The 15,605-nt window shown below is 58.8% G+C and carries 11 protein-coding genes; 2 read left to right on the top strand and 9 right to left on the bottom strand.

Translation table 11 applies throughout. The features are described 5' to 3' along the window. Nucleotides 1-182: 182 nt before the first annotated feature. From QMP16_RS01335 to QMP16_RS01320, 4 genes are read right to left on the bottom strand one after another with little or no spacing between them, the layout of a single operon-like run. Complete coding sequence (locus QMP16_RS01335; protein WP_282150943.1) at nucleotides 183-2,744, bottom strand: putative PEP-binding protein; 2,562 nt, start codon at nucleotides 2,742-2,744, stop codon at nucleotides 183-185. A 43-nt stretch (nucleotides 2,745-2,787) separates the two neighbouring features. Next, nucleotides 2,788-5,007: a glycine--tRNA ligase subunit beta gene (gene glyS, locus QMP16_RS01330; protein WP_282150942.1), complete on the bottom strand. Its 2,220-nt coding sequence runs from the start codon at nucleotides 5,005-5,007 to the stop codon at nucleotides 2,788-2,790. 9 nt (nucleotides 5,008-5,016) lie between these two features. Continuing rightward, entirely contained in the window at nucleotides 5,017-6,231 is a 1,215-nt protein-coding gene (gene gltS, locus QMP16_RS01325; protein ID WP_282151568.1) for a sodium/glutamate symporter, read from the bottom strand. A gap of 7 nt (nucleotides 6,232-6,238) precedes the next feature. Next, nucleotides 6,239-6,763, bottom strand: coding sequence for a DUF6446 family protein (locus QMP16_RS01320; protein ID WP_282150941.1), 525 nt, complete (start codon nucleotides 6,761-6,763; stop codon nucleotides 6,239-6,241). A gap of 91 nt (nucleotides 6,764-6,854) precedes the next feature. On the opposite strand from QMP16_RS01320, the gene QMP16_RS01315 reads away from it, so the two are divergent. Next, a complete protein-coding gene (locus QMP16_RS01315) occupies nucleotides 6,855-7,487 on the top strand; it encodes a MarC family protein (RefSeq protein WP_282150940.1) in 633 nt (210 codons plus the stop codon). A gap of 8 nt (nucleotides 7,488-7,495) precedes the next feature. Here the strand turns inward: QMP16_RS01315 and QMP16_RS01310 are convergent, their stop codons facing one another. Then, nucleotides 7,496-8,425 carry a glycine--tRNA ligase subunit alpha gene (locus QMP16_RS01310; RefSeq protein ID WP_108858925.1) on the bottom strand — a complete coding sequence of 310 codons (930 nt, stop codon included), beginning with the start codon at nucleotides 8,423-8,425 and terminating at the stop codon, nucleotides 7,496-7,498. A 205-nt stretch (nucleotides 8,426-8,630) separates the two neighbouring features. On the opposite strand from QMP16_RS01310, the gene QMP16_RS01305 reads away from it, so the two are divergent. Then, nucleotides 8,631-10,364, top strand: coding sequence for a serine protease (locus QMP16_RS01305; protein ID WP_282150939.1), 1,734 nt, complete (start codon nucleotides 8,631-8,633; stop codon nucleotides 10,362-10,364). A gap of 55 nt (nucleotides 10,365-10,419) precedes the next feature. Here the strand turns inward: QMP16_RS01305 and QMP16_RS01300 are convergent, their stop codons facing one another. The 4 genes from QMP16_RS01300 to folE2 all read right to left on the bottom strand — a co-directional run bounded on the left by QMP16_RS01300 (nucleotide 10,420) and on the right by folE2 (nucleotide 15,573). After that, nucleotides 10,420-11,994: a thiamine pyrophosphate-binding protein gene (locus QMP16_RS01300; protein WP_282150938.1), complete on the bottom strand. Its 1,575-nt coding sequence runs from the start codon at nucleotides 11,992-11,994 to the stop codon at nucleotides 10,420-10,422. Continuing rightward, a complete protein-coding gene (locus QMP16_RS01295) occupies nucleotides 11,994-13,442 on the bottom strand; it encodes a TrkH family potassium uptake protein (RefSeq protein ID WP_282150937.1) in 1,449 nt (482 codons plus the stop codon). The genes QMP16_RS01300 and QMP16_RS01295 overlap by 1 nt, the downstream gene beginning before the upstream one ends. A 51-nt stretch (nucleotides 13,443-13,493) precedes the next feature. Then, the gene (locus tag QMP16_RS01290) at nucleotides 13,494-14,189 is read right to left on the bottom strand and encodes a hypothetical protein (protein WP_282150936.1); all 696 of its coding nucleotides are present in this window, start codon (nucleotides 14,187-14,189) and stop codon (nucleotides 13,494-13,496) included. 280 nt (nucleotides 14,190-14,469) lie between these two features. Then, nucleotides 14,470-15,573 (bottom strand): GTP cyclohydrolase FolE2, encoded by a 1,104-nt coding sequence (folE2, locus tag QMP16_RS01285; RefSeq protein ID WP_282150935.1) that lies wholly within the window; start codon nucleotides 15,571-15,573, stop codon nucleotides 14,470-14,472. Between the last annotated feature and the right edge of the window lie 32 nt (nucleotides 15,574-15,605).

Here is a 15,605-nt window from a genome sequence, read left to right as displayed (position 1 = left end):
TAACCTCGCACAGGCACAATTAGCGCCGTACCCTCCCCCGGCGGGCGCGATGAGGCTATTACCGAATTCAAACGGCGACGTCCAGTTCTGACGGAAAAGCAAGTGGAAAATCGCCGTTTCGTCAACAATATTTGACGACGGCGCTTTCTGTTACCTACTAATTCTAGAGTGCCGCCCTTCTGTCAACCCCCAAGTCTGGACGAAATCGCCAGTTGAGCGGCAGCCAGCCGAGCGACGGGCACCCGGAAGGGCGAACAGGACACATAGTCAAAGCCCAATTCCCGGCAAATGGCGATTGATTCGGGGTTACCGCCATGTTCGCCGCAAACTGACAATGTGACTTCTGGTTGTGCTAGCCTGCCGCGTTCAGCCCCCAGTTTAAGCAATTCGCCAACTCCGTCCGCGTCCAACACATGAAACGGGTCTTCGACAAAAACACCCTGCCGGACATAAGCCGACATGAACCGGCCGGCATCATCGCGGGACAGGCCATAGGTCATCTGCGTCAGGTCGTTTGTTCCGAAACTTAAAAACGCGGTTTGTGGCGCGATCTCGGCAGCCCGCAAACAGGCCCGAGGGGTTTCGACCATCACGCCCAACCGGTACTCAAATTCCTGCCCCCGTTCGGCGGCGACGGCCGCTGCCACGGAATCGATGCGCGCCTTGACCAGTTCGACCTCGCGCTTGGCGGATACCAGCGGGATCATCACCTCGGGCACCACCGGTGCGCCGTCTTTGCTGGCTTCAAGCGTCGCCTCGAAAATCGCACGCGCCTGCATGTCGTAGATTTCGGGAACCGTCACACCCAGACGTACGCCGCGCAGGCCCAGCATCGGGTTATATTCGGTCATGGCGTCGACCCTGCGTTCGACATCTGAGACCGGCAGGTCTAGCGCTTCGGCAAGTTCGCGTTGGCCGGTGCGCGTCGTCGGAAGAAACTCGTGCAACGGTGGATCGAACAGACGGATACAGACAGGCTGCCCTTCCATGATCCGGAAAAGCTGGGCGAAGTCATCGCGCTGCATCGGCAACAGGCGTTCTAAAACGGCTTCGCGACCGGATGAGGTCTGCGCAAAGATCATCTCGCGCATTACGATCAGGCGGCCGGGGTCAAAGAACATGTGCTCGGTCCGACACAACCCGATCCCTTGCGCCATGAAGTTCCGCGCTGTTTGTGCGTCTGCGGGTGTGTCCGCGTTGGCGCGAATTGCAATGTCCCGCTCTGCGTCAGCCCAGCCCATCAGGGTCTGAAAACAATCATCCAACGCGGCCTCGAGCATCGTCGGCTTCCCAGCCAACACCTGCCCCGAGCTACCGTCGATGGTCAATGTGTCGCCGGTTTTGAAGACCCGCCCGTCGGGAGCCATCAGCTGTTTTTTCTTTGTCTGAAACCGCATCTCGGACGCGCCGACGATACACGGCAGACCCAAGCCCCGGCCAATCACGGCCGCGTGGCTGGTCATGCCGCCCTTTTCCGTCAGGACCGCCACGGCGGCATGCATACCGCGCACATCTTCCGGAGAGGTCTCGCGACGCACCAAAATGCACGGCTCTCCCCGCGCGGCGCTTGCCTGCGCCTCCGCCGAGGTGAACACGATCTTGCCGGTCGCAGCACCCGGACTGGCGGCAATTCCGGTGGTCAGGGTGTCCCGTTCCGCATCAGGGTGAACCTGCCGGTGCAACAGCTCATTCAGGGAATGCGGATCAACCCGCATTACAGCCTCTTGCGGCGGTATGATCCCGTCTTCGGCAAGGCGCACTGCGATCCGCATCGCCGCGCGTGCGCTGCGTTGAACCCGCACGCCGTCCAAAATGTGCACGTGGCCGTTTTCAATCACGAACTCGACTTGCATTTCCTCGCGCAGCTTGACCCGCATAAGCGCCGCATGCGTTTTGAGGTCCGCAAAAGCCTTGGGCGCGACCTCCTCCAGGGACTTTCCGCGCGGGTCCTTTTCCAGGTACAGCGCCGCGACGCCTTCTCCCAGCGCATCCCGCCCCTGACTTTGGCTCAGATAACGACCGGTTATCTGAGGCAATCCAGTGGTCGGATCAATCAGTTGCAACACGCCCGATCCGCATTCCCCCTGCCCGACGCCGGGGATCATCTCTTGGATCACCAGACCCAGACCGGCATCCGCTGGCGCACCTTTGGCCTGACGCAACAAACGGGCCGAGGTGCCCTCCCATGCGCGTGCCATCGAACGCAGCACAGCAATCAGCTGCTCACCGCGATCCTGTGGAAAGGCTTCGTCCGTCTCGTCTTCGTAAGCCCGCAGAGATTCCTGCAGCCCCTCACGGCCATCTGCATCGATCTCGTCAAACACATCCGGGTCCAGCCGCGCAACATGAACGGCATAGCTTTGGACAAAGCGCAGATACAACGCAGCCGCGGCCTCGACCCCCATCGAATCCGACAGGTCGACATAGCGCGCGTCATTCATGCCGATGTTCAAGATGGCACCCGGGCCGCCCCAATCGGGATCTTCGGAACTGGGCCGGACACACAGCAGCGCGGTCTGTTCAAACTGCTCAAGAACAGCGGCCAAATCCGGCACCTGCCCGTCCGATATCTGATGCACCGCATCAAACGACAACGCGACCGTTCGTGGAACCGGCAGTTCCAGACGAACCAGACGTTGCAGACATTTCGCCCGCCCGCCATGCGTGTTGGCAGCAACGGGCGCTTCGGACGTGATAAGCGTAGTATGCGGATTATTCTGCACTGCGGCACCTTTTGATTTCACCGCAGCATAAGCCCCTGCACCAATGGCGCAAGGGCGTTCTGGATCAGCCGTCGATGCGGCTCAGATCGGCAACACTGGAGCAGACCTGACGGATCTGGCTTAGCAGGTTCAGACGGTTACGGCGCAGGATGTCATTGTCGGTATTGACCTGAACATCCTCAAAGAACGCATCGACCGGACCGCGCAGATCGGCCATGGCCGACATCGCACTTGGGAAATCCTCGGCTTTCAGCGCCTGGTCGATCTTGGCCTGTGCTGCTTCCAACGCGCCGAACAGAGCCTTTTCGCTGTCGGTCTCCGCAAACTTGATATCTGCGCCATAGGAATACTCGACCCCGTCCTTTTCCTCGGCCTGGGTCAGAATATTGTTGCCGCGCTTGAACCCCTGCACGAGGTTTTCGCCATCCTCGGTCGCGATCACGGCATTCAGCGCGCGGGCGCGCTTGACCAGCAGGTTGAGGTCATCATTGCCGTCCATCGCGATGCAGGCGTCGATGATGTCGTGGCGAATGCCCTCGTCGCGGAGGAAGGTTTTGAGTCGGTCGTGGAAGAAGGAGAGGAGATCGTCGGACGCGTCCGGGACTTTCTTCTCCAACCCCAGAAATTCAGCGGTCGGCTTGTCGCCGAGATTGTCTTTGACCGCCTTGAAGGCTGCACCGAAGACGCCGTGATCCGCGATTTCTTCCAGCAGGTCCTCGACATCTGATTTCGGCAACGCGTCATTGATGGCACCCACTGCCCGAACCAACTGGCTATCAAAGAACCGATCCAATCTTAGACGCAAATCGTTTTCGAGTATCAATCGCGTCACGCCCAACGCCGCGCGGCGTAGGGCAAACGGGTCTTTCGATCCCGTGGGCTTTTCCTCAATCGCCCAGAACCCGGTCAGCGTGTCCAACTTGTCGGCCAGCGCCACAGTTACTGACAACGGCGCGGTGGGCACATCATCCGACGGCCCCAACGGCGAGTAATGTTCCTGCGCCACGGCGGCCACGGCGGCGTCCTCGCCGGCGGCTTCGACGTAATAACGACCCATAAGCCCCTGAAGTTCCGGGAATTCATAGACCATCTCGGAGCTTAAATCGGCCTTGGCCAGACGAGCGGCTTTCTCGGCCTGATCGGCATCCGCGCCCGTCACCGGGGCCAATTCGCGGGCAAGCGCCGCGATGCGGTCGATCCGCTCGGCTTGAGTTCCCAGCTTGTTGTGGAAGGTCACATTCTCCAGCGCGCGGGTCCATTGGGCGATGTCCGATTTGGCAACGCGCAGATCGTTCTCCCAGAAGAATTTGGCATCGGCCAGACGGGCCGACAGAACTTTCTGGTTCCCAGCCAGAATGGTCGCGCCGTTGTCCGTGGTCTCGCGGTTCGCAACAGTGATGAACCGCTCAATCCGGCCCGTCTTGGGGTTCTTCACGGAAAAGAACTTCTGATGCTCTTTCATCGAGGTCTGCAGAACCTCGGGAGGCAGTTCCAGAAACTCATCATCGATCTGCCCCATCAGGACAACTGGCCATTCGACCAGACCTGCGACCTCTGCCAGCAGGCCCTTGTCGTCAACGACCTCAAGCCCCGTCGCAAAGGCAAGGTTCTGGGCGTCGTTCCAGATGTGCTCTGCGCGCTCCGCAGGCGACAGCACCACAAACGCGCGCTTCAGTTTTGCGGTGTAATCCTCGAAGGACGAGACCGCAAAGCGACCCGGCGCCATGAAACGGTGACCTTCGGTGGTGTCACCGGACTGGATGCCATCGACTTCCATCGGCACGACCTGCGCGCCGGTCTCATCGGTCAGTATGCACAAAATAGAATGCAGCGGGCGCACCCAGCGCATCGCCCCACGGCCCCAACGCATGGATTTCGACCAGGGGAAGTTGCGGATCGTTGCCTCAAGCACCTCGGCCACGATCTCGGCCGCAGGACGGCCCGGTTTTTCGATGGTGGCGAAATAGACCGCGCCTTTGGGGGTTTCACGCTCTTCCAACTGATCGTGAGTCAGACCCGCGCCGCGCAAGAAGCCTTCGATGGCTTTGTCCGGCGCGCCAACTTTCGGACCCTTGCGTTCTTCGCTGATCATCGGGCTTTCCGCCAGCAGCCCTTCAACCGCCAGTGTAAGGCGGCGCGGCGTCGTCAGAGAGGCAGCAGAGGCATAGGTCAAACCGGCCTCGACCAAACCATCGGTGATCCGCTTTTTCAGGTCATCGCCGGCACGGGTCTGCATGCGCGCGGGGATTTCCTCGGAAAACAATTCGATCAGCAGGTCGGGCATATTCGGTCCTTAGAAATTGACGATCGTCTGTATGACGATGGCATTAGCGATATCCACAAAGAATGCGGATACAAGGGGCAGCACGATAAAGGCAATAGGAGATGGGCCATATCGCTTGGTGACGGCGGTCATATTGGCAATTGCAGTCGGGGTGGCGCCAAGAGCGAACCCCCCGAAACCAGCGGCCAGAACGGCAGCGCGGTAGTTGCTGCCCATGACTGGGAACAGAACCCAGATCACAAAGGCCACTGCAAACAGGGTTTGCGCGGACATGATGACCACAATCGCCAACCCCAGTTCAGCGATGGTCCACAATTGAAGGCTCATCAGCGACATCGCCAAAAACGCGCCCAGCGAGAATTCCGAGATCAGCGCCAGTGAGGGTGTACGTTCGATCGGTGGACGGCTGGGGAAAAACGTTGCCCGCAGATTTGCGATTACGATGCCCATGATCAGACAGGGCACAAACAGGGGCAGCTTCAGGCCAGCGGCGCTGATCACCTCCCCCAAGAAATACCCCGCGATGATCGCCAGATTGAGATACAATAAGACCCGCATGATTGTGACATGGTCGATCTTTACTGCCGTTTCGTCGGAATCGATCGGCAGGCCGACGGTGTGGTCCTCATCCGGACGCGCGGGGCTGAGGTTGCGCCCCTCGACCAGAAGCCTTGCGATCGGCCCTCCAATCAAAGCGGCCAGCACCAGCCCGAGGGTAGCAACGGCAACCCCCAACTCGGTCGCGCCGTCCAGACCGGTGGCCTCGGCCACCTCGGGTGCCCAGGCGATCGCGGTTCCGTGGCCGCCGATCAAGGATGCCGAACCAAACAGAACACCAGCTTGCGCCGGATAGCCGAACATAGACGCCCCAATTGCCCCGATCCCGTTTTGTGCAACAATCGTCGCCAAAGTCAGGATCAGAAGTAAAAACAGAGGCTTGCCGCCTGATATCAGGTCAGAGAGCCGCGCGTTCAAACCGATGCCCGCAAAGAACACCACCAACAGAAAATCCCGTGTGGCAAGATCAAAGGACAGCTCAAGATCGAAGACCAGATACAACAACAGCACAACCAGTGAGGCCAGCAGACCACCCGTGACAGGTTCGGGAATGTTAAACTGCCGTAATGCGGCGACGCGCGCGTTGATCTCGACCCCCAAAAGATACACCGCAAAGCCCAACGTAGCGGTCAGGAAATCAGGTATCTGCAGGGTCTCGGCGGTCATCATATCCTCAATTCTGTGGTCGGTCCGGGCATTCTTCGCCAATCACGGTGCCGTCATAGGCCTTTTCGCCGCAATTGTTCAGCGCGTGCCAGACATAGCCTTTTCCGCCATTTGTAACGGCAACAATTCGGTCAACGCCAAAGTGGATGTTTTTTGCGCCCAGAAAGGCTTTGGCTTCGCCTGATTTCAGGGCATCCGCCACCGCCACGGCGTCAAAGCAATCGAACCATCCGGGCGCGGTCAGCGGTTCTGCATTCTCGACCGCGACATAGTTTTCCTCAATCCCCGCAAGCGTCATATCCGTTTCGAAACAGGCACGGTAGCGGATGGGTGAGCTGTCCGCGTCAATCGCCTGAAACGCACTGTAGGATATAGGCGTGGGCGCCTCGGCCCCTTCCGTCATCAACATGACATCCTGCCCGGGCTTGGATTCCACGTCATAATAAAATCCGTAGATCTGCAGGTAATACATCCCAAAACCGGCTACTGCCGCCGAGATCAGCACTATGATCGCAAGCACTTTTCCTGTCATTGTCTTTTCCTTTTGCTCACGATGCCTCTTTCACGATCGGTAAAAATAGGACAGGTTCCAATTGATTACAGGCCGGAAAGAGACTTTTGAAATGGACAGCACCCTTGCCGTAGGATTCTTCGGAGCGCTTTTTGCGATCATGAATCCAATCACGAACCTGCCAGTATTCCTTAGCGTCACCGACGGCCTTGCCCCGGCTGAGCAACGCAAAGTGGCTACAAAGACGGCCCTCTACTGCCTGATCCTTGGCGCATCGTTTGCGGCTGTGGGAAGTCAAACGCTCAGCCTGTTCGGCATCAGCGTCGATGACCTGCGCGTCGCGGGTGGTCTGGTCGTTCTGATGATTGGTCTGAACATGCTGAACGGAAAGCCCAGCACGTCGCATCACGGAACCGAGGGGGAACGGCAATCCTACCCCGAACCTGATACGGTTGCCTTTTATCCGCTGGCCTTTCCGATCCTTGTCGGGCCGGGCACAATTACCACGTTGATCCTGTATGCGAGCCACATTCACAAACCGGTAGATGCCATTGTTTACGCTAGCGTTTTCCTGGCCGTCCTGCTGTTGCTGTTCGTGACATTCTGGAACGCCGCAGCCATTGCCAAACGTCTGTCTGACAATGCTCGTGTTATCATGAGCCGGTTCATGGGCATGATCCTGTCGGCCATCGCAATCAGCATGATCGCTGCTGGCCTTAAGGTCTTGCTGCCCGGACTGGCCTGAGCGGCGCATTAGGCCTGAAACCCGGCGGCCTCGGTCAGCAGGAATGCGTCTGCGCATTGCTTCGCCAAGGCCCGCACGCGGCCGATATAGGCCTGACGCTCGGTTACCGAGATTACGCCCCGTGCGTCCAGCAGGTTGAACACGTGACTGGCCTTGATGCACTGATCATATGCTGGGTGCGCCATGATGATGCGCTTGCCAGTTTTTGGGTCGTCATGCTCCTGTGCCAGAATGGCGGCGCACTCAGCCTCGGCTTCTTCGAAGTGGCGCAACAACACTTCGGTGTTGGCCACGTCAAAGTTCCAGCGGGCGTATTCTTCTTCGGTCTGCTTGAAGATGTCGCCATAGGAAAGCGGGCTTGGTGACTGCGGATCGTTGAATGGCATGTCCATCACGTGGTCGATGCCAAGCACGTACATCGCCAGGCGCTCCAAGCCATAGGTCAGCTCGCCCGAGACCGGCGCACAATCATGGCCACCGACCTGTTGGAAGTATGTGAACTGGCTGACTTCCATGCCGTCACACCAAACTTCCCAACCCAAACCCCATGCGCCAAGGGTAGGGCTTTCCCAATCATCCTCGACAAACCGGATGTCATGCAGGGTCATGTCGATGCCAATCGCCTCAAGCGAGCCCAGATACAGGTCCTGCAAATCCGGCGGACTGGGTTTGATCAGCACTTGATACTGATAATAATGCTGCAACCGGTTGGGGTTCTCACCATAGCGCCCATCCGTAGGGCGGCGCGAAGGCTGCACATAAGCTGCGGCCCAAGTTTTCGACCCAAGCGCGCGCAAGGTGGTCGCCGGGTGGAACGTACCTGCACCAACCTCCATGTCATAGGGCTGCAGAATGGCGCAGCCTTTTGAGGCCCAATAGGTCTGAAGCCGCAAGATAATCTCTTGAAAAGAACGTGGTGCGCTGGACTGGTCGGTCATGACATTCCCTTTGGACGCCACTGCGCCCGGTTCCGTTGGGTTTTGTCCTTCCTATGCAAGGGGCCGTTGGGCGTCAACGGGCGGCAAAGCCTATGCTGTCACTGCGCAGCCACACTGGAAATTCCCCGTATTCCGGGCATGGCTTTCGGTACGTTGTTTCGCGTAGGGTCCGGCAAAGATAAAACACTGCAGACACGGGCAGACAATGACTCGCATATTTACGGCAATTTTGTTTCTTTTTCTCATCGGCGCGCGCGCTGTTTTTGCACAGCAGGACGCAGGTGTCTGGGTGCAGGTCGAAGCGCAGCCCTCGCTGCGCGAAGCGCAGGAACGTGCGCGGGCCTATGCCGGTACCTTGCCGGACGTAAACGGGTTTCGATTGAACTCTGGCTGGTATGCCATTGTTATCGGGCCATATTTGCGCACCGATGCGGAACAGGTTCTAAGCGTTTACCGCGCCGAGGGGCAAATCCCTGCGGACAGCTATATCGCGTTTTCTAGTGCACTGGGTCAGCAATTCTGGCCGGTCGGAGAGAACATTCTGGATCGGGGCGTCGTGACGCCACCAGTCGAACCTCAGCCGGAACAGCCGGTTGTTGGCGTAACACCGCAGGCCTCTGACGAGACACGCTCACAAGCGTTGCAAAGCGAACGTCTTCTAAGCACGCAGGAACGCATGAATTTGCAAACCGCCCTGCAGGCCGCGGGTTTTTACAATTCAACGATCGATGGCGCATTTGGCCAAGGCACGCGGCGCTCCATGGGCGACTGGCAACGGTTCAATGGCTTTGAGGCTACCGGCGTTCTGACGACTGCGCAGCGCAAGGCGTTGATTGACGACTTTAACGCCCCCCTTCTGAGCGTCGGGATGGAGCGTTACTCCGACCCGCAGGCCGGTATCGATGTGGATCTGCCGCTGGGTGTCATCGCATTCGACCGTTATGAGGCCCCGTTTGTTCACTTCAAAAGCACAACCGATCTGGTCGCCAAGGCCCTGTTGATCAGTCAGAAAGGCGACAAAGCCACGCTGCGCGCCCTTTATGAGGTGCTGCAATCGCTGGAAATCGTTCCGCTCGATGGCCCACGACAACTGCGCGGCGACAGCTTTACGCTGGAAGGGCGCGGTAATGGGATCGTGACCTATAGCGAAGCACGGCTGGACGATGGCCAGATCAAAGGCTTTGCACTGGTTTGGCCCGAGGGTGACGATGCCCGGCGCGCCAGAGTGCTAGCCGCAATGAAGACCGGCTTTACCGCAACTGGCACGGTGCTGGACGCCGCAGCGGGTGCCAATGCCGAGCAGCGGATTGATCTGGTGTCCGGACTGCAGGTACGCACACCGCGCCTGTCCCGTTCGGGCTTCTTCGCTGATACCAGCGGCACGGTCCTGACCGTATTTGAGGCCGCTGACAGCTGCACACGCATCACGCTTGATGATGATCAGGAGTTCCAGCTCGCCTCGTCTGATGCCGATCTGGGTGTGGCGGTTCTGCGCCCCAGCCGCAATTTGGTTCCGGTCAACGTGGCAGAATTCAGCGCCGATGCGCCGCGCATTCAATCTGAGATCGCGGTGTCGGGTTTCTCGTATGAGGGCGCCTTGGGCGCACCGACACTCACCTTTGGTCAGATCGCTGATGTGCGCGGCCTGAACGGAGAAGACGGCGTTAAACGTCTGGCATTGGCGGCCCAGCCCGGCGATGCGGGCGGACCGGTTTTTGACGGCAATGGCCAGGTTGTTGGCATGCTGCTGCCAACCCCGACCGAAGGACGCACCCTGCCCGCGTCCGTCAGCCTCGCTGCAACGGCAAACAGCCTGAACGAAGTTCTGAACAAGGCGGGTGTATCCGGTCAATCGGGTCAGCCGACGGCGCAAATCTCGCCCAATGAACTCAGCCGCCGGGCAACTGGCATGACCGTGTTGGTTCATTGCTGGGATTAAGAACTAAACCAAAACGAAAAAAGCGCCGCTCTTTCGGGCGGCGCTTTTTTGTTGGCTAAAGAATATCCGGTGTGACCCGGATCAGTGTCGGAACTGGTGCGGCAAAGGCTGACCGAACCGCCTCTTGCATCTCGGGCAAACTGGAGGGCGCAGACGACAACGCGCCAAAGGCCTCGGCCAGTTTGCAGAAGTCCGGGTTGCGCGCCACCACCGCATTTGGGGCGATCTGACCTCGGACCATGCTATCCTCGATCTCTTTGAGTTTTCCATTGTCCCAAAGGATGATCGGCAGAGACAGGCCCAGTTCGACTGCTGCACCAAGCTCTTGCATCGTATAGTGAAAACCGTAGTCCCCGGCGATCACCGCTGTAGGCTTACCTCGGCGCGCCACAGCCCCGCCAATTCCGGCCGGCAGCGCATAGCCAAGCGTGCCGAATCCGGTCGGATGGTGCCAGTGATAGGGATAGCCCATATCCCAAACCTCTTTGGCGACATAAGCGAACTGGGTCATGTCAGAATAGATCATGGTGTCGCCGGGCATCGCCGCGCGAAGGGCATCCAGCACCGGGACGATACCCGGTCGTTCCGCATCCACTTCGGCCCGCCAACGGCGGCGCGTGTCAGCGACTTCCTCCGCTGTCCAGCCCGTCGAAGGTTTAACATGGTCGATAGCCGCCCAAAGTGCATGGGCAAAGCTTTCCCCGTCAGCCTGTAATTTCACTGCGGCGCGATGGTGATCGGACAGAACCTTCGGGTCCACATCTATACGCACCAGATTGCCCGTGTGGCCCAATGCATTTCGCCACAGGTCGACCTCGCCCAATTCCGCGCCCACGACAACCACAAGGTCGGCGGAAGCGATAACATCGGCGCTGCCCGGTCGTGGCAACATGGCTCCGTAGTCCAAGGCATAGCCCAACCCCGCCATTCCGCGCCCGGTATACGTGGTAAAACAGGCCGCACCCAACTGCGTCAGGATTTGCCGCCACAGATTCGACCGCGCACCACCACCCAGAATAAACAACGGGCGCCGTGCGATGTTCAGCATGGACATTACCGGAGCCAAGTCCGGCGGCAGAACTTTTGAGCGCAAACCAGGTTGGTTGGGAAACGGTGCGGGATCAGCATCGGCCTCAAGCTGTGCAATCGGCACCTGAATGTGCTTTGGACGTGGACGGCTGAGTTCAAACTCTTCAAACGCCCGCTCGACCAGACCATAAGCGGCCTGAGCGGTATTCGCCTGATGCGACCAGTCAGTCACGGTTTCAGCCGCAGCGCGTTGGTCTTTCATCTGGTGCAACTGCCCGTGCACGCCTTGCGTTTCATCAAGGCACGAGGAAATCACCAGCATCGGGACCGAGTCCGTATAGGCCTGCCCCATCGGTGTCATGATATTGCACAACCCCGGTCCGGTGATGACATATGCAACACCCGGCTTGCCGGTCGCACGGGCATAGCCGTCGGCCATGAACCCTGCCCCCTGCTCGTGCCGGGCCAGCACATGGGTGATTCCGGCCTCTTCGATCCCGCGATACATTTCCTGATTGTGCACGCCGGGTATACCAAAGATCACATCCACTCCGCGATCCCGCAGCATATGCGAAATCTGCGCACCAAGGGGTCTTTTCATCAATTCCTCCAGAACTGGACAGTGAAGAGTGCATAAACGGCCAAAAGCTCAAGCCGCCCTACCAGCATACCGATTGACAGCAGCCATTTCGCGGTGTCGCTGAGCCCTGCAAAGTTGCCGGCCGGTCCGATTTGATCCCCCAGCCCCGGCCCTACATTGGCCAGCGCTGTGGCTGCACCGGAGACGGCAGTTATGAAATCCAATCCCGTCAGTGCCAGCGCCCAGGCCAGCACGCCCAACGAGAGCACAAAAAACATGAAGAAGCTCATGACTGAGGTCAGAACGTCCGGACCAATCGAACGGCCATCATATTGCGGCTTAAAAACACCATGAGGTGAGCGGATGCGGCGGATCTGGGTCTTAATCGAAGCAAACAGCAGTTGATACCGGAAGATCTTGATAGAACAGGCGGTTGAACCCGCGCAGCCGCCAATCAGACCGATCAGAAAGAACATCATGATCGGGAAACTGCCCCAGCCCATGTAATCTACGCTGGCATACCCGGTACCCGAAATGATCGAGGTGATGTTGAACAGTGATTCCCGAAAAGCTTGTTCCCAATGATGCGGGAAAACGGAGGTCAGAAAGACCGCCATAATGACCACTAGCACCAGAATGGTCGCCAGAAAGGTCCGTATCTGGCTGTCGCGGAAAATGGACCTCGTATTGCCATTGGCGAATTGGACGTAGCGCACGAAAGGCAGTGCAGCGAGGATCATGAAGACAGCGGCCGCATATTCTGCCGGGCCGGAAAACGTGCCAAAGGACGCGTCATAATTTGAAAACCCGCCCGTTGAGATCGTCGTCAGGGCGTGCACCACGGCATCAAAAAAGCCCATCCCCAGACCTGCATAGACCAGCGCGCAAACAATCGTCAGAAAGACGTAGATCAGGGAAATCTGGCCCGCGATCTCTTGCGCACGCGGCAGAATTTTCCCCATGGTTTCAAACCCTTCCGAGCGGAAGATTTGCATCCCCCCGACGCGAAGCTCGGGCAAGAAAACCATGGCCACGACGATGATGCCGATGCCGCCCAACCATTGCAGCAGGCCACGCCAAAGCAGCAACCCCTGTGGCAGGTTATCGAGGCCGGAAATCACGGTCGAGCCTGTCGTCGTCAGGCCCGACATCGCCTCGAAATACGCATCGACAAAGCGCAGTTCGGTCTCGCCCAAAAGAAACGGAATGGCGCCAAAAAATGGCAGTGCGACCCAGACCCCTGTGGTCAGTAAAAAGGTCTGACGGATCGTCAGACCTTCGCCTACTCCGTTCGAGCAGCTCATTGCCAGAACGACGCCGGTCAGAATCGTGATGACGCCGCTTTCGAGAAAAACGTGCCACTCGCCTCGGCCTTCGATGAAGTCCGCAAGCATAGGCAGCAGCATGGTCGCCCCAAGAATGGCGACCAATAGGCCAATCACATATCCAACCGGGCGCATATCCGTCATGAGGCGCAGCGTTGGCGCGCCTGCACGACTGTGTCAAGCCGGTGTCGGGTTTTACCCGTCCGTTTTGCGGGCCGTTGTTGGCATCGCGGGCGGATTAGACGGGGCGCGCGGGCGACGCGCCGGAGTTGCCTGTGCCACCTCGGGCTTTGCGGCAACGGCTATTGCAGGCGCAGGCTGCGCCGCGACCGGCTTGGGTGCGGCTGGTTTGGCCGGGGTCTTAGGCGCAGTGGTGTTTGCTGCCACAGGTTTCGGCTTGGCAACCGCTGCCGGTTTTGGCGCAGGTGTTTTTCTATCAACGGCAGGCTTTGGTTTGGCTGCCGCTGCGGGTTTGGCCGCTGGCTGCCCTTTGGCGACGGCAGGATTGGCGGTAGGCTTTTCTGCAACTTCGGTCGATTTGGCTGCCACCGGAGTGGGTTTGGTTACAGCAGCCACCGTTTTGGGCGCGGTCGGCTTGGGTGATTCGACCTTAGGTTTTGCGGCGGCTTTCTTGCGGGCTACAGGCTTGGGCTTGGCCACCACCGCAGGTTTTGCCTTGGTAACCGATTTGGCCTTCGGCGCGGGTTTTGCCGAAGGTGCAGCCGCGGCCGGAGCAGCAGCCGACGCGTGCAAAGCACTAACCGACACAAACGGCAGCTCCATCGCCGAACGGGTCAAAATCTGCATAATTTTCATTTGGTTGCTAACCGCATAGCCGGCCATTCGGATGGCCGCAGCCTGAAATTCCAGCGGTTGGGAAATTGGATTCATACTTTAGTTCTCCTCTGAAAGCGATGCAGCCTGCAAAAGAGCGAATTGAGCTGCCCGTCCCGATTTTTCGGGCGGATCAAGCAGTCACGAAGTCCTGAGCGTCGCACGTCTCAGCTTCCTTTCAGAGTGGCAGACGCACGAACAGAAATTCGCCTGCCACGGCTGCATTCCACACCAGTGTTACTTGAAGGACCGTGCAAATGCAGCACGAATTGCCGCGCTGCGGCGGAAAACCGCTCTTAGTCTAAAAGTGATACTTTATTGATCCACCCCGCCCCGTCTACCCGACGTGGAATAGGGTGGTGAACAGCCGCGGGTCCAGGCTGGGTGACACAAAGGTCGGACCTTCGGTCAGAACCGACACCGCATCGTGGCTGTGCAGGCTTTCCTGATGGCTTGCGACCACGCGGAAATCGCCGATATGGTGATCGGCCAGCAATTCGGCACAGAACAGCCGGGCGGCGTCTTCGACAAAGATCGGATTGGCCGCGTTAAGCTCGGCAAATGCCTGTTCATCCTCGCGTTTGACCATCACCTGCGTTTCTGTCGGAACGGCACGGCGGCACAAGGCAATCAGATCCTCGAACCACAGGCAATCCGTGTCGCAGTCGACCACAACAGATATCCGCGCCACTGAACGTTGCGAATGCGGTGTGGCCAGCTGTCCACGTGTTGCGCGTGCGTGCTCGCTGAGTTCCAGCGAACAGGGACATGTTGAGGAATAGACATAGTCCAGATGCATGATCTTCTGGCGCACTCCGCCCTGTTCAACCAGCTCAAGTGCGATGTCGTAATACTGGTACCCTTCCAAACCGGACCGCAGGCTTTGCACACGGTCGGGATAGGAAAACCGCATCTGGATACGGGCGTCAAAGCTGTCCAGATCGGTCATATAGTCATCCAGCGCGGCCTCCATGACTTCAAAGCTGAAAGTACGCTCGGCGTGTTTGTAAAACGAGCGCATGATCCGGGACATGTTGATGCCCTTCTTTTCGGCATCCAGACTGACAGTCCCGGTCACCGAGGTCTCAAGCGTCAAGTCATCGCCGCGCTTGCGATGAAAGCGGATCGGCAGGCGGAAGTTCGAGATACCAACATGCTGGATTTGTTGCTTTGCTCCCCGGATCAAGCTGGACGGGCCATTCTGCAGGTCCGGCAAGGTCGCACGATACGCGCTGTCGACCGTGAACCCATCAGGGTATTCGCGCGACAGGGACGGATAATTCACGGGCACCAGACCAGGCACAAGGCGCGCAATCGCCGGGTCGAGCTGGCTGATCTCGGCCTCGGTTGCGGACTCGGCCCATTTGCGCAGCGTCTTCAGAGCGGCTGCGGCTTCGTCATTGTCGGGCGTGTCCTCAATGTCGCGGGGGTGCACGTTCATCGATCGGGTTCCTCGGTTGGTCGCCGAACCTT

The sequence above is a fragment of the Ruegeria atlantica genome, assembly GCF_947495585.1.
GTDB classification, from domain to species: Bacteria; Pseudomonadota; Alphaproteobacteria; order Rhodobacterales; family Rhodobacteraceae; genus Ruegeria; species Ruegeria atlantica_G.
The sequence above is the reverse complement of the archived record's forward strand: the minus strand, read 5'-3'. Positions and strand labels throughout refer to the sequence as shown.